14 protein-coding genes are annotated in these 23,248 nt (G+C 56.4%); 5 read left to right on the top strand and 9 right to left on the bottom strand.

Going from position 1 to position 23,248, the window contains the following annotated elements:
- Window positions 1–59 precede the first annotated feature (59 nt).
- Window positions 60–2,420, bottom strand: a complete 2,361-nt coding sequence (locus RISK_RS15240) for a peroxidase family protein (protein ID WP_083434996.1) — start codon at window positions 2,418–2,420, stop codon at window positions 60–62.
- Window positions 2,421–2,712: 292 nt separating this feature from the next.
- On the opposite strand from RISK_RS15240, the gene RISK_RS15245 reads away from it, so the two are divergent.
- A complete protein-coding gene (locus tag RISK_RS15245) occupies window positions 2,713–3,972 on the top strand; it encodes an outer membrane protein assembly factor BamB family protein (RefSeq protein ID WP_047815257.1) in 1,260 nt (419 codons plus the stop codon).
- A gap of 221 nt (window positions 3,973–4,193) precedes the next feature.
- Here RISK_RS15245 and RISK_RS15250 read toward each other — a convergent pair whose 3' ends face one another.
- The 3 genes from RISK_RS15250 to RISK_RS15260 all read right to left on the bottom strand — a co-directional run bounded on the left by RISK_RS15250 (window position 4,194) and on the right by RISK_RS15260 (window position 7,496).
- Window positions 4,194–5,567: a prenyltransferase/squalene oxidase repeat-containing protein gene (locus RISK_RS15250; RefSeq protein ID WP_047815258.1), complete on the bottom strand. Its 1,374-nt coding sequence runs from the start codon at window positions 5,565–5,567 to the stop codon at window positions 4,194–4,196.
- 323 nt (window positions 5,568–5,890) lie between these two features.
- The gene (locus RISK_RS15255; protein WP_047815170.1) at window positions 5,891–6,382 is read right to left on the bottom strand and encodes a hypothetical protein; all 492 of its coding nucleotides are present in this window, start codon (window positions 6,380–6,382) and stop codon (window positions 5,891–5,893) included.
- 244 nt (window positions 6,383–6,626) lie between these two features.
- On the bottom strand, window positions 6,627–7,496 hold the full coding sequence (locus tag RISK_RS15260; protein WP_173442679.1) for an EcsC family protein: 870 nt from the start codon (window positions 7,494–7,496) through the stop codon (window positions 6,627–6,629).
- Window positions 7,497–7,770: 274 nt separating this feature from the next.
- Between RISK_RS15260 and RISK_RS15265 the strand changes: the two genes are divergently transcribed.
- Window positions 7,771–8,052, top strand: coding sequence for a hypothetical protein (locus RISK_RS15265; protein WP_047815260.1), 282 nt, complete (start codon window positions 7,771–7,773; stop codon window positions 8,050–8,052).
- A gap of 44 nt (window positions 8,053–8,096) precedes the next feature.
- Window positions 8,097–8,948 carry an alpha/beta hydrolase gene (locus RISK_RS15270; protein ID WP_047815171.1) on the top strand — a complete coding sequence of 284 codons (852 nt, stop codon included), beginning with the start codon at window positions 8,097–8,099 and terminating at the stop codon, window positions 8,946–8,948.
- Between the two features lie 96 nt (window positions 8,949–9,044).
- Here the strand turns inward: RISK_RS15270 and RISK_RS15275 are convergent, their stop codons facing one another.
- From RISK_RS15275 to RISK_RS15295, 5 genes are all read right to left on the bottom strand, one after another.
- Window positions 9,045–10,337 carry a class II aldolase/adducin family protein gene (locus tag RISK_RS15275; protein ID WP_047815172.1) on the bottom strand — a complete coding sequence of 431 codons (1,293 nt, stop codon included), beginning with the start codon at window positions 10,335–10,337 and terminating at the stop codon, window positions 9,045–9,047.
- Window positions 10,338–10,383: 46 nt separating this feature from the next.
- Window positions 10,384–11,871, bottom strand: coding sequence for an aldehyde dehydrogenase family protein (locus RISK_RS15280; protein WP_047815173.1), 1,488 nt, complete (start codon window positions 11,869–11,871; stop codon window positions 10,384–10,386).
- 72 nt (window positions 11,872–11,943) lie between these two features.
- Window positions 11,944–13,905, bottom strand: a complete 1,962-nt coding sequence (locus RISK_RS15285; RefSeq protein WP_047815174.1) for a sulfatase-like hydrolase/transferase — start codon at window positions 13,903–13,905, stop codon at window positions 11,944–11,946.
- Window positions 13,905–15,554, bottom strand: a complete 1,650-nt coding sequence (locus RISK_RS15290; RefSeq protein ID WP_047815175.1) for an arylsulfatase — start codon at window positions 15,552–15,554, stop codon at window positions 13,905–13,907. Before RISK_RS15290 ends, RISK_RS15285 begins: the two co-directional genes overlap by 1 nt.
- A gap of 151 nt (window positions 15,555–15,705) precedes the next feature.
- Window positions 15,706–18,378 (bottom strand): sulfatase-like hydrolase/transferase, encoded by a 2,673-nt coding sequence (locus tag RISK_RS15295; RefSeq protein ID WP_047815261.1) that lies wholly within the window; start codon window positions 18,376–18,378, stop codon window positions 15,706–15,708.
- Window positions 18,379–18,699: 321 nt separating this feature from the next.
- Here RISK_RS15295 and RISK_RS15300 point away from each other — a divergent pair, with 321 nt between their 5' ends.
- Together RISK_RS15300 and RISK_RS15305 are read left to right on the top strand one after the other, a co-directional pair.
- Window positions 18,700–21,366, top strand: coding sequence for a PSD1 and planctomycete cytochrome C domain-containing protein (locus RISK_RS15300; protein ID WP_047815176.1), 2,667 nt, complete (start codon window positions 18,700–18,702; stop codon window positions 21,364–21,366).
- Between the two features lie 6 nt (window positions 21,367–21,372).
- Entirely contained in the window at window positions 21,373–22,845 is a 1,473-nt protein-coding gene (locus tag RISK_RS15305) for a DUF1501 domain-containing protein (protein WP_047815177.1), read from the top strand.
- Window positions 22,846–23,248: the final 403 nt, after the last annotated feature.

The following is a 23,248-nucleotide window of genomic DNA, read 5'->3' on the forward strand; positions in this document are numbered from 1 at the left end:
GGCGGCGTCGTGGAACATTGTCACAGGAATGACGCGTGTTCTCCAGACTTCACGTGTTGCTAGACCAGCACCGTGAAGTCCATGTCTCGAAGCGATTCTTCACCATTGCTGATCTGGGCCTCCAGCGAATTGCTTCCGAGCACAGTGTAGCCGTCCGACGAACTCATTCGAACGGTGTACGAACCGGAATGGTCAAAGTCAGTGAAACGATAGTTTCCTTGTTCGTCCGTGGTCGCAATGTCCACCACGTCACCATTGCGATCGAGCAATTCCACTGCCACGCCAACCATCGGTTCCGCTCGATTGTTGCCGCGACGATCGTCTTGGCCCATCGCATTGTGGGACTGATCACGTGCTAGCAATTCCACATCTCCGTCAGGAACAATGCTGGATGAGTTCAGTCGATCAGAACGCTCCCGGGCGTTGTTTTCCACCTGCGTTGACGTTTGCTCAGCGACCACCGTGCCGGTGATTGTCGGCGAGAAGAAGAACACGTTTTCCTGCAATGAATTGACGTTCGTGTTTCTCGCAATGATGTCACCCAATGAAGTGTTTTCGATTTCGCGTACTTCGCGATCCGTCATCGTGTTCTCGTACCAGAACCGGTCGCCATCGCGAAGTCGCTCGAATTGGTCCGAGATGATAGCCGTTGCGGTTTCGCCGAGCGAACCATCTTCGGTGTGGTCTTCCGCCAGCAACCCGACCCACAGGTCGATGTTGTTGACGTCCCCATACAAGGCTTCCAAGTTGGCGGCCACGTCAGCGTCGCTGGTGATTTGGTCAAACGATTCCACCGCTTCCAGCCCGTAGGCTTCTCGGGTGGAGTTGAAATCTGCCAGGCCGTGATCTCGTCCTCGTTGGATATTCAGCGAGACCAGATCGAAGCCACCGGCACCGGGAGGACCGAACAGAAAATTCCGCAGGCTATCGACCACTTCCAAGTCCACTTCTTGTGACAGTGACGAGGCAGCGTATTTCAACAGCGGGTCGATCCCGGTGTCCTCCAATAACTCAGGCTGGAAGAACGCGTCGGCCAGTGCAATCGATTCCGCGATCTCATTGCCATCATTGTCGACAAATCGGAACTCATCGTTCAGCGTCGTGTGACCGAATCGGAACGCGGCGGTAGAGAACTCATTGGCGATCGAGGGATCCACGGCCGAGTCATACCCGCTGTATTCCGAAATCGCATCTTCGCCCAGCAAGGCGGGAAGATATTCGTTGAGGGTGATCGACTGCATTTCTGCGATCACGGTCGCACGGGCCTCTTGGTAAATTTCCTCGTCACTGAGGGAAGGATTCTTCGCCGAAATCTCGTCGGCCAATCGATTGTGTTCGCGGACGAACAGGGCCTGCATCGATGTCAGGATGACATTTTCGGCGGCACGAATGTCTCCTGCCAACAAGCCCTCATTCTCGTCGGTTGGTAACAAGCCATCCTCTGTGATCAGGAGACGACCGCCCACAAATTCACGCAGGGAGTCCGCGGTCTCTTGATCGCTGCCATAAACCTGTGACCCATCAATCCAAGCTGTGATGGCATTGACCTGTTCGGCTGGATTGTCGACCGACGTTCCGGTTCCGTCCGCCATCACGGATCTTGTCAGGCCAATCGTGGCTTCACCAGTGCTGAATGGATCAAAGTACGCGTCGCCCTCTGGCACTTCAATGTCAAACGACTCTCCCTCCGTATCCTGTGTCAATGACAAGTCGATGTCGTGGTCGATGAACTGTCCCCATGCGTAGACAAAGGAAGTCAGATCGCGGTCATTCGTGGTTCCCTCAGGGTCGGCGGCGGCCAAGGTGTTGCTGATCTCACGAGCACTTGGCCGGTCTTCTCCGCTGGGTTCTGTAATGCCATCGGCGTAGTCGTTCTCGGTGGCTCGCAACAACTCCGTGTTGGTGGATCCCAATTCGGGGTTCTCGATGTTGTTGCCCGTCCCATCAATGGAACGAACTTCGTCGGAAACCGAATCGGTGTTGTTTGGTGTTTCGGGGACTTCATCCGGACGGTCAATTTTGTTGTTGGCATCCCGGTCTCGGTTGAGTCGATTGATCACCAACAGTGCATCGAGCGCCGTGTCTCGGCCATCGTTGTTGACATCGGTCATTCGGCCTCGGGATGGGCGTGAGTTTTCGACCCGCTGCCCTTCGCTGTCAGCGCCCTGCAACTGCGAACTCAAGCCACTTGCGCTGTCGCTGTTCATCTGATTGATGATGGCCAACGCGTCAATCGCAGAGACCTGACCGTCTTCATTGACGTCTTCGGGGAAGACATCGTTGTGGAACAGATTGGCCGCGAGCAGTTTTCTGGTCTCCAGCGTCTCGGATCGCAAGCGACGTCGCTGTGAAGTTCGCCGCCGACGGTTCTTGCGTGACGATTGGGGGCCTCCGATCCAACGATTCCAGAATTTTGCCATCGCGACACCTGTGCGGGTTTTGAAGAGAAGAATTGGAGGTGCGAGGACGCGTCGGTTTCTGAAGAGCGACCCGTCTTTCTTTTAGGTGTGGTATTCTTCGCGAAATGTCACGTTTCGGGGGCGGGAAATGCCGCTCAGGGGCTTGAATGGCTCTTCGAGTCACGAAAACAGGCTTGTTGCTTCGTTTTTGATGTCCCGATTTGTTGGTGGATGTCGCATTCCTCTTCAGCGAAAGTCACTGCAAGTTTTCCGCGATTGTCCAATCCATTCCTTCATAGCACCCACCTTCATGATGTTTCGATTCATTTTTGTTTGCCTGTGTTCGCTCGCCACGGTGTCCCTGTCGTCAGCTGGTGACTGGCCCGAATTTCTGGGCCCAGGCGGATCGGCGCACTCGGTCGAGGTGGTTCCGACAAACTGGGACGACGCAAATCACTTGGCTTGGAAGGTCGATTTGCCGGGCGGTGGTTCCTCGAGTCCGATCGTTGTCGGTGATCGAGTCATCGTGACTTGTTATGTCGCTGGCGATGACACTACGAAACGCCAGGTGTTGAGCTTTGACAAGAACAGTGGCGAACAACTTTGGGCGGTCGATTTCCCAGTCGACTATCGCGAAGACGGCTACCAGGGATACATCACCGAGCATGGCTACGCGAGCAACACGCCGGTGACCGACGGGCAGAATGTCTTTGTCTTTCTGGGGAAGGGAGGCGTTCACTGCCTCGATCTCAACGGGCAAACGCTTTGGAGCGTGGACGTTGGCAAGGAATCGAGCAATCGCCGCTGGGGATCAGCGGCCAGTTTGGTCTTGTTCGAGAACTTGGTCATCGTGAATGCGGCAGAAGAATCCAAGTCCATTTTTGCGCTGGACAAAGGCACCGGCAAAGAAGTTTGGCGTCAAGAAGCCGGGATGTTGGAATTGACTTACGGAACACCGCGGATCGTGCCAACCGAGGGAGGCGAGTCGGAGTTGGTCATCAGTGTGCCTGGCGAAATTTGGTCGTTGAATCCTGCAACGGGCAAATTGAAATGGTTTGCAGAGTCTCCCATGACCGGCAACGTCACCCCTTCGGTCATTGTTGATGGCGACACCGTCTACAGCTTTGGTGGCTACCGAGCGTCTGGAAGCATCGCAGTCCGAGCGGGCGGGGACGATGACGTGACGGATTCCCACGTTCGTTGGACGAATCGATCCAGTTCTTACGTTGCCACACCGTTGTTGCATGAGAAAAAGCTGTATTGGATCGATGACCGCGGAATTGCGTACTGCACTTCGGCCGACGATGGCGAGGTCATCTACCGCGAACGAGTCAACAACTTGGAAAGTGGTCGCCCGGTCTACGCTTCGCCTGTCCTCATCGGTGACTACATCTATGTCGTGACCCGTCGTAGCGGCACGCTGGTCTATCGCCCAGGCGATTCCTTTCGTCCCATCGCCCAGAACATCTTTGAATCCGACAAAACCGATTTCAATGCGTCCCCTGCGGTCTCCGAACAAAAGCTCTATCTGCGTAGCGACCAATCGCTGTACTGCATCGCGGAAGGCAAGTGATCAGGGGGCTCGGTTCGCTCTGCATTCGAGTTCGCCGCCGCAGTTTGGTGTTTCGAGGCAGTTCGTAGCGAATGTTGTCAAGGCTTTCGGCGGATGGTGTTGCCAACGGAAGCTCTCGACGAGTTCCAGTTCTCTAGCCTTCAGTAGCGGCGGGAATTGAGAAGGTGAGTGAAGTTGATGCGCTGGAAACTGCGATGCAAGGAAGCCGTCTGACCTCTGAGTCAGTCGACTTCCGCATGGTCATACAGCGGCAGGTGGCGGTAGTAAACTTCCAAGCAATAGATCGACAAACACGTCGTGTACAGGCGACCGGCGTAGCCACCCCAAGCGTCTCCGGTCGGTGACCAGCTTCCGTGTTCACGACCCCGTTTTTCCTGGCGAGCGGGCAACGTGGCCTTCATCTCCTCATTCCACTGGTTCCACAGCGGTCCTCCATAGTGGTGCAACGCCTGAGTCGCGTAGTACCAATAGTAAACGTCGGCTTCGTTTGCCTTGACGGGATGGTTTTGCACCAACGTGTCCAAGCTTTGTGCCATCCCCGGCATGGTGCGTGGACGGCCGAGATACTGATGACACAAAACGCCTTCGGCGGTCATCGCGGGACTGGCGGCGAGGTTCGGCATGTAGGAATAGCCGCCTGTGTACCCTTGGCTAACCGAATCGAAGTAGCGTTCGATCTTCGGCCAAATGTATGGGTCCACTTCCAGGCCGCCGGCATCACCGCTCTTCAGTCCCATCACGAACCAACCTGTGACCGACGTGTCGCTGTCCATCCGAGGTTGATACCGCCAACCGCCTTGGGGTGACTGGGAGGCAACTGCGAAATCGCAGGCCGATTGTGCGTAGGGACGAATCCATGAATCACCGGTCATCGCATACAACTCACACAGTGCGATGGTCGCTTGGGCCTGCGAATACATCCGTTCGTGCCCCATTTCCGATCCCGCCAGGAACCCTTGCCTGTCTTGTTTTGCGACCAGCCAACGTGCTGCTCGGAGCAGTTCTTTTTGATAGGGGCCACCGCGGTGAGTGCTTCCGGCACCCATGAAGGCCAGCATTGCCATTGCGGTGGCGCTGGTTTGGTTCTCCCCTCGAGCACCGTTGGCGTACGGCCCGTGCAAGCTCCAACTTCCATTGCGGAGCTGTTGCCGTTTGAGCCAAACCAAGCCTGCCGAGACCGCATCTTCGGTCGCTTGATCGCCACCATATCTCCTTAGCAATTTCTGTTTCATTGCGCCGCGACGTCCTTCGAACATGTTCTCTGGCTTGGCCACGGAACTTGTCGAGGAAACTGTCGGATCGAAAAGGTCCGCGTCCAATTTCGGCACCGCCGAGAAGATTTCGTCACTGATCTCGATCAGAGCAAATGAATCCAGTGCCTCAATGTCGACCTGGTCCTCTTCGATTGAGGTTTCGAGTGCATCCAGGGGCGCCACCGAGGCGATTGAAAATTCGACCAGTTCATCCGCGACGGGATCGTCCGATTGTCGAAACTGCAATTCAATGCGGTCGGTTTGGTGAGCAGAACGGCTGATCAGTGCCAGACCCAGCAGCACGGCCAGGTGCGCAACCAAGCTGACCAACCAGGAAGGCATTTCATTCAGAGTTTGACGGCTCCAGGTACGAATTCTTGCTGGAATGGACCCGTCGGTGACATTCGCCTCACCGGTCTGCGGAGGTTCTGGGTTGGCAGAGGAGTCGGATTTCGGCGGACTCTCACGCCAGCGTTTTCGTGGCTGGGGGTGCTGCTGCGAATCAACGCGGGAGTGCCGTTTCGGCAGAGCAACGGAAGACAGGATCATGGAACGACCTTTGATAAGAAAAGGCCTCAACCATCCGTGTCACGCGGTCAAACGGTTCACGCCCCTGTTTCAAAGGACGCTTTCTTCGGGGCAATGTCACACTTTGTGCGTTCGAATCAATTCGATAGCGAAAGCATCAAAGCGACGATGGTCCCCAAAAATGCCATCGGAGCCCATGCCAGAATCACGGACCAAATTCCATAACCGAATAGGAAACGAGAGGGAAAGCTGACCGGCAAGTTGTTCGCAAGGCGATGTTCCACACGGTCTTTCCATGCCAACAGCGCGCCAAGAAAACCTCCGGCGACAGCGGAGAGCGACAGGATCAGTCCGACCATCAGCGGGTCGAGGTCGAGCTTCAGGTCCGCGTTGCGAACGACGAATTTCCTGTACATGCCTCCCACGACCACCGGCGTGACCACGGCGCCGATCAAAATCTTTTTCCAAAAGCTTGCGTGGATCGGGGCGGCCGTTTCGTCTGTGATTCCTACGCCGCGGGCATCAGCCGTCGAATCGATGCCGCTTGTTGGTGGGATGCTGGACGCGGGTTTGTCAAATGGGTCTTGATACAACGTGTCTCTCTCATCGGCGATCGGTGGAACGTCCATGGACGTTCCAAAATATCACCCACCCCCGTGAGAGCAGGACGTGTCACCGTTGAAGAGAGCTTCGTCTTTGAATCTTCTCGGTTCTCCTGCTGAACTCTTGACCGAATTCTCATCTGGGCAACGCCAGCCACGGTCAGTCTCCTCGCATGGACACGTCAATTGACGTGAAATCCTCTTCGTTGGTCAAACGTCGACCAACCGTTGGAAACGGGACTGCTCTCTTTGGCGAGAGCCAGCGGGCGAATCAAGTGTTTCGCCCGATAACACGGCGTGGCCGTTGGCGAAGTTTCATTTGCCCATAGGTTTCACGGACAAGCGGTTCGCCATACGTTCGTTCGAGACGGCGGATCGTGAAGTGGGCACGGGCGAGGTCTTGATAGTGATCGATGAAGTAGCTGTTGATCAGCGCACCGCCGACCGCTCCGATGATGGGGATCGCTTGCGCCGCCACCTTTTCGCTGACGACAACGCCAAAACGCTTCCCAATTTGCGTCACCAATCGTACGAGAGGCGGTGCGGCAGAATCCTTGATCCCATTCTTGAGGATGTATTTCGACGCGTCTTGGATTTGCTTCGCCATCGCGGCTCTCACTGCGAAGTACCCGATTTCGGTCTCGTCGTCGATGTCGGAGGACTGACCAGGATCGAGAGCAAAGACTTCCAAGCATGCCAGGCGTGCTTCCACCTCCGAAAGATCTTCCCCCTCACTGCGAGCGATGTCAGCGACGCTTCGCAGAATCAGCACCGTCGAGACGGGCAGTTCCGCCGCGACGGTGGCGCCGCCAAGTGCGCCACCCGCCGCTCCGCTGAGTCCCGCCAGCAACTTGTGCGTCAGCAGTTTGGGTTTGCCTCGGGCGTTCGGGCTCGACGGATCCTTGTCGGTTCCCAAGGTTCGCAAAGCGACGTCGAGTGCGACGTGCAATGACTTTTCGATGGCGGAATGAACGGCTGACTCGACACTGTCGGGCAGCATCTTCAGTGAGGCCGTGACTGGCGTTCCGATCATCTCGGTCAACCGATCCGCGATCCCGTGATGTTCCAAGATTTTCTTGGCTTGACGCAACTCTTCCAAAGTTTCCTCGGGAAGGCTTCCGGTGATCAAGTTGTCGCTCAAGGTGGATTCCAATCGGAGGAGGTTACGAGCCGCGCTCGGGTGGGAGCAAATTCTTCGCTGAGACAAAAGAGGCTTGCCAGCAACGCTTCATTGAAGGGGACGGGGCAGGAGCCTGCCAGCTACCTTGCAAACGCTGCGCCCAGGTCGGGGATTTGGCACGCGTGTTGCTTCCTCTGGTTATCAAGCCGTGCATCGATCATATGAGACTTTATCGAATGAGACATTTGAGTGCACTGCTGAAGGCTCTCCCAAATCACACCTCCGAGGAAAACTCATGGCAAATGCAACGACCGATCACGATTCCATCCGAAATTGGGTCCACGAACGAGGTGGTGTGCCCGCAACGGTGGAAGCGACTGCCGATTCCGAGGATGGAAGCGGATTGTTGCGAATCGATTTTCCTCACGGCAGCCGCAACGACAACTTGTCCACGATCAGCTGGGACAGCTTCTTTGACAAGTTTGAGGAATCCAACCTCGCGTTTTTGCATGAGGAGAAAACCGCCGGGGGAGAACTCAGTCGGTTCTGCAAGTTCATTGATCGCGAGGAAAAGTAACAAGATCTCTTCAAACCGAATGGCAACCTTCCAACACCCGTTTCATGGCAATTGAAATCGAAGAATCAACACTCAGCACCCCCGACGGACGTCAACTGCACTGTCGCCGATCTGGACCTTCATCAGCAGAGATCGCGTTCGTGCTCGTGCACGGATTGGGCGAACACTCCGGTTGCTACGAAGACTTTGCCAAACGGATGTCGGCTCTGGATCGGGGGGTGGTCGTTTACGACCAACACGGTCACGGACAGAGTCCTGGCGCCCGCGGCGACGCACCCAGTTTTGACACGCTGGTCGATGACATTGCAGTTGCTTGCGAATTCGCGGCGCAGCAATTCCCGCGAGCCGAACTCGTGTTGCTCGGGCACAGCATGGGAGGAAACTTCGTTCTGAATCATCTTCTCGGCCGCGATCACGAATACGTGAAGCGAGCGATTGTCACCAACCCAATGATCCTGCCGCCCAATCCACCCACGCGTCCGCAAGCCTTCGCGGCGTGGCTGACCGGCAAACTCATCCCGCACATTCGTTTGTCGGCGACAATTGAGCCGACGCAGTTGACTCAGGACGTGGAGGCGCGACGCGAACTCGCGGACGACGATTTGATTCACGAAAAACTCTCGATTGGAATCGGCAGCCAATTGCTCAGCCATGGCATTTGGTTGACGGATCACGCGAAAAAGTTGAACGTCAAGTTGTTGGTTCTGACGGGCGCAGACGATGAGCTGTGCGATTCGGACACGACCGACGAGTTCATTGAGAAAGCCGGCCGATTTTGCCACCATGTCTGCTTCGAAGGACTTCGACACTCGTTGTTGATCGAAGATGAACGCGAGCAAGTCTACGAAGCGATTGAAACCTGGTTGCTCGACACCGCCGCACTCAGCATCGAGTAGAACCAGCCTTTTCAACCATCTTCGCTTGCATCACTGGTTGGGCGATCAGTCGACGGTCTCAGTTGGATGGAAGCCGAGGCGTCCCGTGATTCGGCTTCACGCCAAATTGAATTCTTCGCACAGCTCGTCGATGACGTCTTGCTGCATCACCGAGACATCGCCGATCGCTTTTGCGTTGATCACCGCTTCGGCGGTCGATTCGAGCACTTCCAAGCGATCAAACGCATCCAAGACTGTTGTTCCGGTGACTAGCACGCCGTCGTTTTCAAGGATCGCGGCCGGGTTACGACTGCACACGTAATCGGCAACCGATCCATCGCCTGAATACTGAACACCATAGGGAGCACGAGCCACGTCGCGTAGGAAGACGTAGCTTTCAGGGATGGTTCGAACATCCAAGGGTACACTGGTGACGCTGAATGCTGTTGCGTTGACCGGATGAGCGAACACGATCGCTTGCACGTGAGGGTGCCTTTCGTAGATTGCGCGGTGAGCATTGGCGGCTCGACTGGCCAGTTTTCCGTATTCACGAAATTCGCCTTTGACCAGCACAAAGTCCTCGGCTCGCAACAACTCACGGTCTCGCTGCGTTGGCGTGATCAAGAATGAATCGTCTTTCAAACGAGCTGAAAAACTGCCTTCGGTGCTGATCAACAAACGCTGCCGGCATCCCCGACGCACAAACTCGCAGAGTTGCCGACGTAGTTCTTGCTCTTGCGTGGTGGCGGCGGGCGGTTGGTAGCTAATGAAGTCAACGCTTCGATGGGCGGCTTGATCCAGTTGGGAATCGTCGAGGTATCGAACTTCGCCAATCTGTTTGGCTTTGATCAGCGTCTTGCCCGCGAATTCGAACGCTTCGAATCGTTGGAACGCCGACGCGAAATCTTGACCGGCAACGACGACGCCGTGGTTTTCCAAGATCACGCTGTCGCATCCGTCTTCGAACTGCTTCGCAATGCTGGCCCCGAGTGCTTCCGTTCCTGGACAAGCATAAGGTGCGAATCCGACTTTGCCGCAAACACTGTGTGCTTGATGGAACAACCGAGTGTCGGGGGTCCCGCGGCAGATGCTGAAAGCGACCAGGGCGACCGGGTGAGCGTGCACGATCGCCTTCACATCCGGCCGGGCTTCGTAGATCGCTTTGTGAAACGGAAACTCCGAGGATGGCGGGTGCGGGCCATCGACGGATCCATCGGCGCGGACGCAGATGATGTCGTTTCGAGTCAGGTTGCCTTTGTCGACTCTCGCCGGCGTGATCCAAATGTTGCCTTCGCTGTCTCGGATCGATAGATTGCCACCCGAAGTCGTCGTCATGCGGTAACGATAGATCCGATCCATCGTTTGCATGATTCGGTCCCGTGGATGTTGGACATCTCGCGAATGGCTCATTCTATTTCCGTCGGTGAAGGATCAATCAGAAGGTCAGCGGAGGAGATTACAGAGGTCGGACAACCGACGTGCTGCGGTAGTAGTCCATCAGCGTTTCAGGCGAAAGCACGCCGCCGCCCATGCCGCTTTTCTTGACGCCGCCGTAAGGGACACCGTGTGCGAACACATTGTGAGCGTTGATCCAACTGTTGCCAGCGATCATCGCCTCAGCGACCCGGTTGGCGCGTTCGGTGTCGGTGGTCCAGACACTGTTGGCCAATCCATAGTCGGTGTCGTTGGCTTTCGCGATCGCATCGGCTTCATCGGAAAACTTTGCCAGGTATGCCACGGGGCCAAAGATTTCTTCGCGAGCGGCGACGTTGTCCAGCGGTCCAGCCAACAGAGTTGGTTTGACATAGTTCCCGTTCAATCCGTCGACCGTCGCGGGACCACCACCGCACAAGCACTGAGCACCGCCAGCGGTGCCTTTTTCTTGATACCCGAGAACACGCTCTCGTTGTTTCGGATTCACAACCGGGCCCATGTCACTGTTGGGGTCCAGTGGGTGACCGATGCGGACTTTCTCCATCAACTGCTTGCACTCCGCAACGAATTCATCGTAGATGTCTTCGTGGATCAACCAACGCGTTGCATCGCAGCAGACTTGCCCGGTGTGGAAAGTGATCGCACCGACCAACGCTTGAGCGGTGGCTTTGACATCCACATCATCGAAGACAACCGCGGCGCCTTTGCCCCCCAGTTCCAATTTGACCGGCACCAAGTTGCGTCCGCATGACTCGCCGACCAAGCGGCCGACTTCGGGCGAACCGGTGAAGGACATGCGTTTGATTTCGGCGTTGTTGGTCAGGGCGGCACCCGCCGTCGCACCACGACCGGTGACCACGTTGATCACGCCATCGGGCACACCGACTTCCTTGGCCAATTGAGCCAAGTAGATTGCTGAGAGCGACGTGTCTTCGGCGGGTTTGATCACGACCGTGTTACCGGCAGCCAATGCTGGCGAGATTCCCCAGCCGATCAACAAGAACGGGAAGTTCCATGGGAAGATGAATGCACAGGCACCCCAAGGTTGTTTGACCGTGTGGGCATCGTGGCCGGGCACGTCCAACTTCGTGCGTTTCTCGACTTTGTCAGACAACCCAACGAAGTAACGCAGCGTGTCGACGAAGTTTTGCACATCGCCCGCGGCTTGGGCTTCGATTTTGCCGGCATCGAGTGCCTCGATCTGGGCGATGATCGCTTTGTGACTCTCCACCGCATCGGCGAGCTTCAGCAGAATGCTGCTGCGTTCTTGTTGCGACAAGCCTGACCAAGCCGGGAACGCTTCGTTGGCGATTTCCACCGCACGGTCAATCTCGGCGGCATTCAGATCGTGGATTTCAGCAAGTTGATTGCCCGAGCCTGGGTCGATCGTTGCGATCACGTTTCCTTCTCCGCTCGGGAAGGCTTTGCCGCCGACGAAGCTCGCCAGGGGGGATTGATCCAGGAACGATTGAACTTCGGGAAGCAATGTGTGTTGGGTTGCGACGCTCATATTCTTTCTCGCTCAAACTTTCTCTGCGGTGAATGGGTTGAAATAGCAGTGTACAACGATTGTCGATGGACTTCATCGAGGCAGTGGACGTTGGACGGGAAGCCCATCCAACAAACCGGGGCGGGCGGGCCCCGTTCGAAACCGGTACCAGAACGCGCCATCGTTCAAACCCCCGGCGGGTTGATTGCCAACTGTGATCCAGCCCGGATCTGACAACGCGAAATACGTCGTGTTCGGCTTCAGTCGCGGCAGATCGTTGAATGTGATTTGTCGGGAGCCCTCGTCAGGGTGCCCAGGTTCAGGATCCGCTTGCCAAATGACCGTTTGGGTGTCACCGGCTTCGTACAAGCGAAGGGTTTTGCCGGTTGAATTCGCAAACCGAATTGGCCTCGAAAAATGGAAGCTCCAATCTGTATCGCATGGGACATCCATCGCGGACATCGCAGGAACGGCACGCACATAAGCGGGCATGATCATGCGAATGCGGTGGTATCCCCAACCTTCTTGATATTCCTTCAACGGTGCACGCCACGACGCAGGCATCTTCGTGTTTTCGCGAGCGAACTGGAACCAAGCGTCGCTCATCGCTGACAACACCTCGGGGCGCTCCGCCGCCAAATCGAGTGATTCTGCCGGATCGTTTTGAATGTCGTGCAGTCGCCACGGCCCGTCACTGATACTGGAAATTTTCCAGTTGCCCTTGGTCAGTGCTTTGCCCGTCTGGTTGAAGCACCAAAATATCTCGTCGCGAATCGCGAGATTCGGCAGGTCAGGGTTTCGAAGCAATGGGAGTATCGAATTTCCATAAAGCGGTTCCAGCTTGCGATCGCCATCATGAGTTGGATACTTCGCACCCGCCAATTCAAGCAGCGTTGGATACAAATCCGTGACGTGCAACCGCTGTTTGCGAATGGCTCCTGCTTGTCCCGACAATTGCGCTGGCCAACGCACGATCAACGGCACAGACACGCCGCCCTCTTGCGCACACGATTTGTACCAGCGGAATGGAGTGTTCTTCAGATACGACCATCCGTTGGACACGAACGCGTTGCTGCCGGGTTCCCACGGGATTTGTTGGTCGTAGGTGCGGATGTCGCCGTTGCTGTAAGCACCACCATTGTCCGCCATGAAGATCACGATGGTGTCCTCATCGAGTCCTTGGTCGCTCAAGTGTTGAAGCAACCGCCCCACGTTCCAGTCCAATCGATCCAGCATCCCGGCGTAGGCTGCCATGCGTCGGTTTTCTTGCTCTTGAATCGTCGCCGGCAACTCGTCCCACCGTCGCACTTCTGCATCCGGCTGGGACATCACGTAACGTTCGTCGATCAAACCCATCGCGATCATTCGGTCGTAGCGATCTCGACGCAGCTTTTCCCAACCCGCTCGGTAGCGTTCGTAGTACTTTTCGACGCTCTCGCGAGGTGCGTGCAGCGGTGTGTGCGGCGCATTGAACGCAACCTGGGTGAAGAACGGTTTGTCTTGCTTTCGTGCCGAATCGATCTCTTCCATCGCACGGTCCGTGAACGCGTCCGAACTGTACCATCCCTCGTTCACTGGTTCCGGGGATTGCCGGTCGGTTTGAATCGCCGGTTTGCCTCGTTCGATGCCGGTCCAGCTGTCGATTGCACCACCGAGGAATCCGTAAAACGAGTCAAAGCCAGCGTCGAGTGGATTGCCGGGTTGATGCCACTTGCCGGCGAGCGACGTCGCATAGCCGGCCTTCTTCAGCAGACGAGCCACCGGTAGCGAGCGTCGATAATCATCCGACTGGGAATGCGTGTGGCCGGTCATCAGGCTGGTTCGCGTCACCACGCACATTGGATTGACATGAAATTCGCTGAAGCGAACTCCATCGGCTGCCAACTGATCCAAATGGGGCGTGTCGATCTCACCGCCGTAGCAACCGAGATCCGAGTAGCCCACATCGTCCGCGATGATGAGCAAGACGTTTGGCTGGTCCGCCGCTGAAACGTTTGGTTTAGCGGGCAGCACCAGCAACAGGGCGGCAGAAACAAGAAACAAACTTCGCACCATCAGTTGGCTCGCTTCGATCGTTTCGAGTCGTCCATCGAATCACGCAAAAACTGATCGCGTAATTCCCACCAACGGTCCGCCATCCGTTGGACTCGTTCAGGATGCTTGTCCGCCACGTCGTTTTGTTCAGCCCGGTCGTTGGCCAGGTTATAGAGTTGCCAATCGCCGTCTTCTTTGGACTCCTTGGCAGCGGTTTCGGAACGCAGCCAAGGAAAGGGGCGAGAGATGTTGGAGTGGATGATCTTCCAGTCACCCTGCCGCAGTGCCCAGTTGCCTTCGTGATAGAACCACAACTCGTCATGAATTGGGGCATCGCTATCATCAAAAGACGGTTTCAAACTTTGGCCACTCATTGGTGGGCCGGCGGTTTCATCCAGTTCCATCCTGGCGAGATCCAACACCGTCGGTGCAATGTCGATCGCATGACCGAGATTGGTCCGCAACTCGTTGGTCGAACGGATTCCCTCGGGCCAATGAACGATGAACGGCGTCGAGATGCCTCCTTCATGCACCCATGTCTTGTGCCGACGGAACGGGGTGTTCGCCGCGCTGCTGAATCCAGGTCCCAAGCACAGATACGTCGCTGCGGATCCGGGTGACGCGGAAGAATCGTGTCCTTCGCCACGGACCATGATCTCCGCACTCGCACCGTTGTCCGACAGGAAACAAATCCAAGTGTTTTTGAACTGGCCCATTTCTTTCAACTGCGTGAGCACACGCCCGATCTCCTGATCCATGCGATCCACCATGGCCGCGTGGATCGCCATCTTAGTCGCTTGGAATTGTTGTTGCTCTTTGGTCAGTTCATCCCATGGCAACGGGCGAGTGATCTCCCCTTCGCCGAGCACCTCGAGTTGGTCGGGGAAGGCATAGGGCGGCCCCACCTCTGTCTCGATCGGAGACAGAGGTCCGACGTCCAGCCTGAGTTCACGTTGTCGCTGATTGCGTTCTGCTCGCAACGCATCCCAACCGGCGATGTATCGGTCTCGGTACCGCTGGATGTCTTCCGGCAAAGCGTGCAGCGGAAAGTGAGGGGCGTGGAATGCGAGGAAGTGAAAGAACGGCTGGTCAGCATGATCCTCGGCGTGTTCCTGCAAACAATCAATCGCGTGTTGAGCGGTCGCGGTGGTCCGATAGAACTTGGGATCGCGGTTCTTCTTGCGGATCGAGTCAAAGAAGCCCGGGCTTCGGGTGGCTTCGTCAGAGAGATCAAACCCGTTGTCAGTTGGTTTCCCATCGATGTGCCATTTGCCCGAGTGGTAGGTGCGATACCCAGCCGGGCGAAGGTATTCCGCCAACGTTTGAGCCCAATCGGGGCGTTTTCCACCGCCGCCGTATTGCCGCGTCGCCCCTGGCATGCTGTCACGACGGACTTGTTGTGGGTAGTAGCCCGTCATCACCGCCGCTCGCGTCGGCCAGCATCGAGCCGTGTTGTAGAACTGCGTGTACCGCAATCCGCCGGCAGCCAGGGCATCCAAATTGGGAGTCGCAATCTCACCGCCGTAACATCCAGTATCTGAAAACCCCAGGTCATCGGCCAGGATCACAAGGAAGTTCGGTCGCTCGGCTGCCAGCAAGGGATTGCAAACCACGCCCATCCAGGCGACTGCCATCACCCAAACCAGATTTCGCACGTTTCGAAAGTTCATCTTAGTTGTCTCTAGAAGTTGGTTGCGATGTTTTGGAGGTGGTGTCCGTAGGTTGGACTTCCAAACCAAACATCCGTAGGTTGGGCTTCCAAGCCCGACCAAAACAAAAGACGCTGTTCTCCCGACGGTCTTGGAAGACCATTGTACGTGCTCAGCGACCTGCGTCCGCGAAGTTCCATTCGTGAATGGGGACGCCGTTGCCATCGAGCAAACGCATGTTCTGAATCTCGATTTGGCCGGCGCCATTGGACGGGTCGATTCGGACGCCCTGCACTGGGCCCTGCGGCGAAAGCTGGATGGAATAGGTATGAACGTTTCCATCGTGGATCACATCAAAGCCTTGGCTTCGCTCCGCTGAATACGGCTGGCCAACTTCCTTCCAGAACACCTGCCCGCGACCTGATGATTTTGATCGCATCTCAACGGTGAATGTCATCGTGGATGCCTTCACCACTTCGGGAAGTGAGGAACTCAAGTGGGGATCACCGCCGGTGCTGTTGACTCGCAACTTGCCATTGGACAGCGACAGCTCACACGTTCCACCAGGGAGCCAACCGGCGACCGGATTTTGGCGAGCTTGGTTCTTGGGGGGCTTCTTTTGGTTGGCGCTGCCTTTCAGATTGCCTTTGCCTTCCGCGGCCGCGTTGTACTTGGCGGGAACAAAGTTTTTGTTGGCCAGCGGTCTGACGGCTTTGGTTTCAACCAGATGCTGCTCGATCAACTTGTCCATCTGCTGGACCCGGTCGGGATGTTTTGCCGCTAGGTTGGTTCGTTCACCGAGGTCGTTGTTCAAGTTGAAAAGTTTGTAGCGATGCGACGCGTTTGGACCGCCATGAAAGATGCGGATGAGTTTCCAATCGGCTTGATGCACGCTGACCGAAGGCGGCATCCAATTTGGCACGGGAGGATCATGAGGGAAGTAGGTGAAGATCGCGTCTCGCTGCAGCGGCTTCTCCTGCAATGCGGGGACGATGCTGACACCATCGAAACGCTGGTCCGGCTGAGCGTCGATCGACAACATCTCCAAGAGCGTCGGATAGAAATCGATGCTTTGAATGATCGCATCGCTTCGTGATCCGGGCTCCACCACACCGGGCTGGACAACGATCGCCGGGCCACGCACACCGCCTTCGTACATCGTCGCCTTGCCGCCTCGCAGCGGAGCGTTGCTGGTTGCGGTTGTGCCATCGACTTCGTTGTACATGTTGCCACCGTTGTCCGATGCGAAAACGATGATCGTTTCGTCGGCGATTCCCAGACGGTCCAGCGTGTCCAGCAACGTGCCAATCGCATCGTCCATGCTTTCGATCATTGCGGCGTAGGTCGGGCAGCGTTGAGGATCTTTGGGGTCGACGCGATCTCGATATTCTTCGATCAACTCTTTCTTGGCGTCAAACGGTGCGTGAACGCTGAACATCCAGTAGTTCAGGAAGAACGGCTCGTTTGTGTGTTGCTCGAGGAAGCGAACCGCTTCTTTGGCCATCCTGTCTTCGAGGTGCTCGTCCGGGATCATCGGATCGTGATCAAAGTCCTTGAACTTCCAAGGTGCGACGTAGCTGCCAGCAGGACCCGGGCCAGGATGGTGCGGCACGTCGATGTCAAAACCATGTTCCAACGGAGAGTAGGGTTCAGGACCCAGATGCCATTTTCCAAAATGCCCGGTCGCGTAGCCGTTGTCTTGGAACATTTCGGCAAGCGTGTAGTACTTGGTGTCCAACCGCGAAACGGATTCGGGAATCGTTGAGAACTTGTTCGGTGGTCCTGTCGTCGGCACCTTCGGTTCCAAAACCACCTTCGGCAGGTGACAGGTCGGGGAAGTGATGCCGTGCCGCGCGGGGCTGAGCCCGGTCAAAACACTCGCTCGTGTTGGCGAGCACAGCGGACTGGACGAGTATGCCCGAGTGAACGTCATCCCACGCTTTGCGAGTCGTTCGATATTGGGTGTCTGATAAAGCTTCGTCGTTCCAAACAGCGTCGTGTCGCTCCATCCAAGATCATCGGCCAGGATGAACAGCACGTTGGGACGCTTCGATGCACTGGTCTTCGGCGACGCAGCGGGCTTGTTCGCCAGTTCTTTCACTCGGAGGTTCTTCCACAGCACGGTGCCTTTTGCACCTTTGTGAACCTGCAGGCCGAAGAAGCCTTTGGGATAGGATCCGTCGTCAATCCAGTGGGCGGCTGGAACACCATTGATCCAAGTTTTGACGACGTTGCCCTGGGCAGAAATCGTCACGCGATTCCAAATGTCTTCCTTGGTGGCCGCTCTCGCTGCCTGGTGCTCTTTCAACCACAGCGGATAAAAGTAACCGCCGCAGCTTTGACCATAGATGCCACCGGACCAATGGCGATCTTGACTGAATCCCTCCATCTCTGCCTGAGGGCCAAACACCGTTTCAGTTTCGTTTTTGCCTGGCTTGGATTGAGCACGGAACATCACACCGCTGTTGCAGGACTCTTCCCACTTCATGTCGCAGGTGAAAATAAAGTCGTCGAAGTCATCTCGTTCGGTCGACAAATAGGTGCTGTTGGAACCTGGAACGACTTGGCCAACAAGGATCCCGTCTTGCACCGTGAACTTGCAGGTGCCTCCCTTCGGAGTCCAGCCACTCAGGTCCTTGCCATTGAACAACGAGGTGAAGCCTTTCGACAGATCCGGCTCGGGGTCTGTGTTGAGCAGCATCTCCTCGGGCAAAGGAGCATTCGCCTGGTCTTTGTACTTTGCATGCCACGCATGCTGCTGAGGGTCGAGTTCACCCGCCTCAGCAGAATGGCTCGCACAGAAGCACATCGCGAGAGCGAGCAAAGGAAGAGGAAGTCGTTTCATGGAGTTTGTCCTGGTGGGATCGGCAGCCAGTGTTGCGGCCGGATGGGCAAGGTGTGGGGGGATTTGGCAAACAACCTGCCAATGGATCATGATGTTTGGCTGAGTCACTTTGTGACAAACAACCGTTGACCGTTCTAGCGTGACATCGCAGCGATTCCAAGAAAAGGATGGCCTTTTCGGTCAAAATCGAGGGCAATTACTGCCGCATCGTGCCAGTCTGGCGTCCATTGTGGCTTGCTGCTGTGCTAGCAAGTGATCCCATTCGATCTACACTGATTGAATCCTGCCAACTATCCCGCCGCCGAACGCTGGTCATCATCTATGCCATTCCACCGGGGCCGCTTCCCATCCGTGTTTGCACGCGAGACGCGGTTGCAACGAGTTTTGATGCTGGCTGTGGCTCTCTGCTCATTCATCGTCTGTTCGCTCCTGCATTTGCGTTCGCATGCCGAGGACATCGCTCGCCCAACGGAGAACGCCGGCCCTGGCTCGGCTACAAGCGAGCCATCGGTTTCGTTCAGTCGCGACATCCGGCCGTTGCTTTCGAACCGATGCTTTGCCTGCCACGGTCCAGATGCCGGTTCACGAGAAGCCGGTTTGCGGTTGGACCAGCCCGATGGGGATGAGGGGGCCATCGGAAACGCGATCGAACCACAAGCGGTCGAAGAGAGTGAGGTCTGGCACCGGATCACCAGCGATGACGAATCGATGTTGATGCCGCCGCCGGATTCACACTTGAAGCCGTTCAACGAAGAAGAAACGGAACTGATTCGGCGATGGATCGAAAGCGGAGCTGTTTACGAAGACTTCTGGGCATTCCGTGCCCCCGAACATCCGTTGCCACCGATCACGAGCGATGCGGAGTGGAGCACTCAGGCGGTGGATCGATTCGTTCTTCGAAAGCTGGATTCACTGCAGCGTCTGCCTTCGGAAGAAGCCAATGCGAGAACTCTGTTGCGACGGTTGACATTCGACCTGACCGGTTTGCCACCCCGCCGAGAAGCGATCCGCCAGTTCGAATCGGACTACGCCCATTCCCCCGAGTTGGCCTGGGAAGAATTGGTGGATGACCTTCTCTCAAGTCCGCAGTTTGGAGAGCACATCGCCCGCCACTGGTTGGATCTGGTGCGATTCGCTGACACCAACGGGATGCACAAAGATTTCTATCGCAACCACGTCGCCTATCGGGATTGGGTGATTCAGTCGTTCAACGAAAACCTTCCGTACGATCAATTTGTTCGAGACCAGATCGCTGGCGATTTGCACCCGCAACCGACCCGGGACCAGTTCGTCGCGTCGGGATTCAATCGGCTGCACCTGATCATTGATCGTGGAACCGCTTTGCCCGAGGAAAGCCACGTCAAGAACGTGTTGGATCGCGTTACCGCTGTCGGCACCGCGTTCATGGGTCTGACGGTTCAGTGCGCACAATGCCACGATCACAAGTTTGATCCGATCACGCAGAAGGATTTCTTCTCACTATACGCGTTTTTCAACAACATCGATGCCGAGCCCGAAACCAACCCGCGACAAGTCGTGGATGGTTTTCAAGCGCCTTTCGTGCGATTCCCCACCGATGCTCAGCAATCCAAGTTGGATCAAATGGATGCGGATTTGGCCGCACTCGAACAGCAAATTGCTCCTCGCAGCAAGCGAGTGAACCAAGTCACCAAGCAGTTGCAACAAATCAAAGAGATTCAACCCGAGGAGGAAGCGTCCGACGACGAGTTGGCGAAAAGCGATGTGGTGGAAGCTGTGACGCCTGAGGAAGAGGCTCGCGCGAAGACAATTCGAGCGTGGGACGCTCTTAAAGACTCGCTCCAAAACGAACTCGATCAGTTGAAGTCGCCGCTGGAGAAGTTGCAGAAGCAGCAGGCCAAGCTTCAACGCGAAAGAAACTCGGTCGAACATGGTGTCGACAAAGTGATGGTGATGAAGGAACGCGATGAGGTTCGAAAGACATTCGTTCTGGTGCGAGGTCAGTACGATGCCCCTGGGGAAGAAGTTCAGCGAGGGGTTCCCGGCTTCCTTCCACCACTGGAGACGGAAGCGGATTCGCCATCCCGCATGGATCTGGCCAATTGGATGGTGGCTCCCGAAAACCCGCTGACCGCACGCGTGGCAGTGAACCGGTTTTGGCAACTCTTTTTCGGCGTCGGGTTGGTCAAAACGTCCGAGGACTTTGGCAACCAGGGCGAGGTCCCCAGCCACCCTGAATTGCTGGATGAATTGGCGGTGTCGTTTGTCGACTCGGGATGGGACGTCAAAGCCTTGCTCAAGCGAATCGTGATGAGCAAAACGTATCGTCAATCTTCGCGAGCCACGCCGGAGCAGTTCCAAGCGGACGCAGACAATCGATTGCTCAGTCGCGGCCCCCGCTATCGGCTCGATGCCGAAATGATCCGCGACCAGATTCTGTTTTCGAGCGGATTGTTGTCCACTCGAATGCATGGGGCGAGCGTTAAACCACCGCAGCCGGACGGGTTGTGGAAAGCGGTTTCGATGACGGGGGAACGTTTTCGGGCTGATCAAGGTGAATCGACTTATCGCCGTAGCATTTACACGTTTTGGAAACGTGCGATGCCACCACCGCAAATGACCATCCTCAACGCACCCAATCGTGACGCGTGCATCGCGCGTCGCGAAAGAACGAACACGCCAACACAAGCTTTGCTGCTGCTCAACGAGAGCGAATACCTTCGAGCCGCCCGGCAATTGGCGCAGTCCGTTTTGGTGGAACCCGCCGAAAATCGTATTGCGTTTGCCTACGAAACGGTCACGGCCAAACTCCCTGATTCAACGGAAGTGAACGTTCTGCAAACACTGTTGGATGATCTGCGTGACGAGTATGCCAGCTCACCCGATTTGGTCGAAGATTTGTGCGAGGGAGTGTCCATCGACGAACTTCAGGACAAAGTCGAACTCGCCGCTTGGACGGTGCTGTGCAACACGCTTTACAACCTCGATATCACCAAGACCAAAGATTGAATCGCCATGCATCACCACAACAGCTCGACAAGCGAAAATCGTCGTCGGTTCTTGGCCAGTGCCGGCATGGGATTGGGGACAACGGCGCTTGCATCGTTGGTTCTGGGACCAAAGTTCGCAAACGCAGCGGCCCCGAACGCCGCGTCCGGTGCACCATCCGATATCCCGGCGGGGTGCCATTTTGCACCCAAAGCGAAACGCGTCATCTTTCTTTTCATGGCGGGAGCTCCCAGCCAAATCGACTTGTTCGATTACAAGCCGGAACTGGTCAAGCAATTCAATCAACCGTTGCCGCCATCGGTTAGCCAAGGCCAACGCGTGACCGCCATGACGCGTGGCAAAGAGCAACTGATCGTCCCCAGTCGCTTTGGTTTTTCGCAGCAAGGCGAAAGCGGCATGTGGATGAGCGATCTGTTGCCGCACCTTTCGACGCAAGTCGACAAGCTGTGCTTCATCGATTCGATGCACACCGAATCGATCAATCACGACCCGGGCAAAACCGCGTTCTGCACCGGAACGGAACTGCCAGGCAAACCAAGCATGGGGGCCTGGTTGAGCTACGGATTGGGAACTCTGAACAAGGACTTGCCAGACTACATCGTGATGCCTTCGGCTTACTGGAGCGGCAAGGTCAACGTGCAAGCGTTGTACTCTCGTCTCTGGGGCAGTGGTTTTTTGCCGTCCAAGCACCAGGGCACCAGCTTCCAAACGTCGGGCGATCCGGTCCTGTTTCTATCCAACCCCAGCGGCATCGATCCAGCGATTCGGCGACGCATGCTCGATTCGCTGGGCGAACTCAATCGCAAGCACTTTGGGGAGATCGGGGATCCCGAAATTGAGACGACCATCGCTCAACAAGAGATGGCGTTTCGGATGCAAACATCGGTCCCCGAACTGACGGACATCTCCGACGAGTCTCCCGAGACACTGGCGATGTACGGCGAAGAAGTGAACAACCCGGGTTCTTACGCCCGCAACTGTTTGCTGGCCCGTCGGATGGCAGAACGCGATGTTCGCTTCATCCAGTTGTTCCATCGCGGGTGGGATCATCATTCGAAGTTGCCTGCGAACTTGCCCGGGCAGTGCCAGGATGTTGACCAACCGACCACAGCGCTGCTGAAAGATCTCGAGCAACGTGGATTGCTCGAAGACACCCTGGTGGTTTTCGCCGGTGAATTCGGCCGAACAGTTTATGGCCAGGGCAAATTGGACATGGACACCTATGGTCGCGATCACCACCCCAGGTGCTTCACTGCGTTGTTGGCGGGCGGCGGCGTCAAAGGCGGGATACGACACGGTGCGACGGATGAGTTCAGCTACAACGTCGTTGCCGACCCGGTTCATGTTCGTGACCTGCATGCCACGATGCTTCATCTTCTTGGCGTCGACCACAAACGGCTCACGTTCCCGTTCCAAGGACTGGAGCAGAAATTGACCGGAGTCGAGCCCGCTCGAGTGGTCAAAGAGATCATTGCCTGAGTCGATTCAAAGGCTTCTCTGATAAAGCCGACCTCTCGGCATCGAAGAGGTGTGGCTGGGGAGAGTCGTATCGTTGTGAAGTGCTGCGCAGTACTGTCTTGAGAACCCCGCCCGCGCAGCGGTCGTGCAGTTTTATTTTGCCCTCCCTTTGGGAGGGGCGGCCCGCTTCGGGCCGGGGAGGGTTACGCGCTGGTTCCGATGCTCGACCCTCCCCTCGCTTCGCTCGACCCTCCCAGGGGGAGGGTGATGAGAAACGCTTGGCAACACAGCAGTTAAACACTGCACGACCTCCGCAGCGGGATGGGGCGGAAAGCGAGCGTTCAGCGAGAATTCCGAGGAGGGGGTGCGCGCCGTTTTCCATGCTCGGCCCTCACCGTCGCGTACACCTGAACGGCGTCGCTCG

Origin of the sequence: Rhodopirellula islandica (genome assembly GCF_001027925.1) — a bacterium.
Taxonomy (GTDB): Bacteria; Planctomycetota; Planctomycetia; order Pirellulales; family Pirellulaceae; genus Rhodopirellula; species Rhodopirellula islandica.

Bases quoted from the DNA above. Each gene is read 5' to 3' on its own strand.
- RISK_RS15290 (WP_047815175.1), bottom strand. From the start codon at position 15,554: ATGAACTTTCGAAACGTGCGAAATCTGGTTTGGGTGATGGCAGTCGCC.
- RISK_RS15245 (WP_047815257.1), top strand. From the start codon at position 2,713: ATGTTTCGATTCATTTTTGTTTGCCTGTGTTCGCTCGCCACGGTGTCC.
- RISK_RS15265 (WP_047815260.1), top strand. From the start codon at position 7,771: ATGGCAAATGCAACGACCGATCACGATTCCATCCGAAATTGGGTCCAC.
- RISK_RS15270 (WP_047815171.1), top strand. From the start codon at position 8,097: ATGGCAATTGAAATCGAAGAATCAACACTCAGCACCCCCGACGGACGT.
- RISK_RS15240 (WP_083434996.1), bottom strand. From the start codon at position 2,420: ATGGCAAAATTCTGGAATCGTTGGATCGGAGGCCCCCAATCGTCACGC.
- RISK_RS15300 (WP_047815176.1), top strand. From the start codon at position 18,700: ATGCCATTCCACCGGGGCCGCTTCCCATCCGTGTTTGCACGCGAGACG.
- RISK_RS15285 (WP_047815174.1), bottom strand. From the start codon at position 13,905: ATGGTGCGAAGTTTGTTTCTTGTTTCTGCCGCCCTGTTGCTGGTGCTG.
- RISK_RS15250 (WP_047815258.1), bottom strand. From the start codon at position 5,567: ATGCCTTCCTGGTTGGTCAGCTTGGTTGCGCACCTGGCCGTGCTGCTG.
- RISK_RS15255 (WP_047815170.1), bottom strand. From the start codon at position 6,382: ATGGACGTTCCACCGATCGCCGATGAGAGAGACACGTTGTATCAAGAC.
- RISK_RS15295 (WP_047815261.1), bottom strand. From the start codon at position 18,378: ATGAAACGACTTCCTCTTCCTTTGCTCGCTCTCGCGATGTGCTTCTGT.
- RISK_RS15275 (WP_047815172.1), bottom strand. From the start codon at position 10,337: ATGAGCCATTCGCGAGATGTCCAACATCCACGGGACCGAATCATGCAA.
- RISK_RS15305 (WP_047815177.1), top strand. From the start codon at position 21,373: ATGCATCACCACAACAGCTCGACAAGCGAAAATCGTCGTCGGTTCTTG.
- RISK_RS15280 (WP_047815173.1), bottom strand. From the start codon at position 11,871: ATGAGCGTCGCAACCCAACACACATTGCTTCCCGAAGTTCAATCGTTC.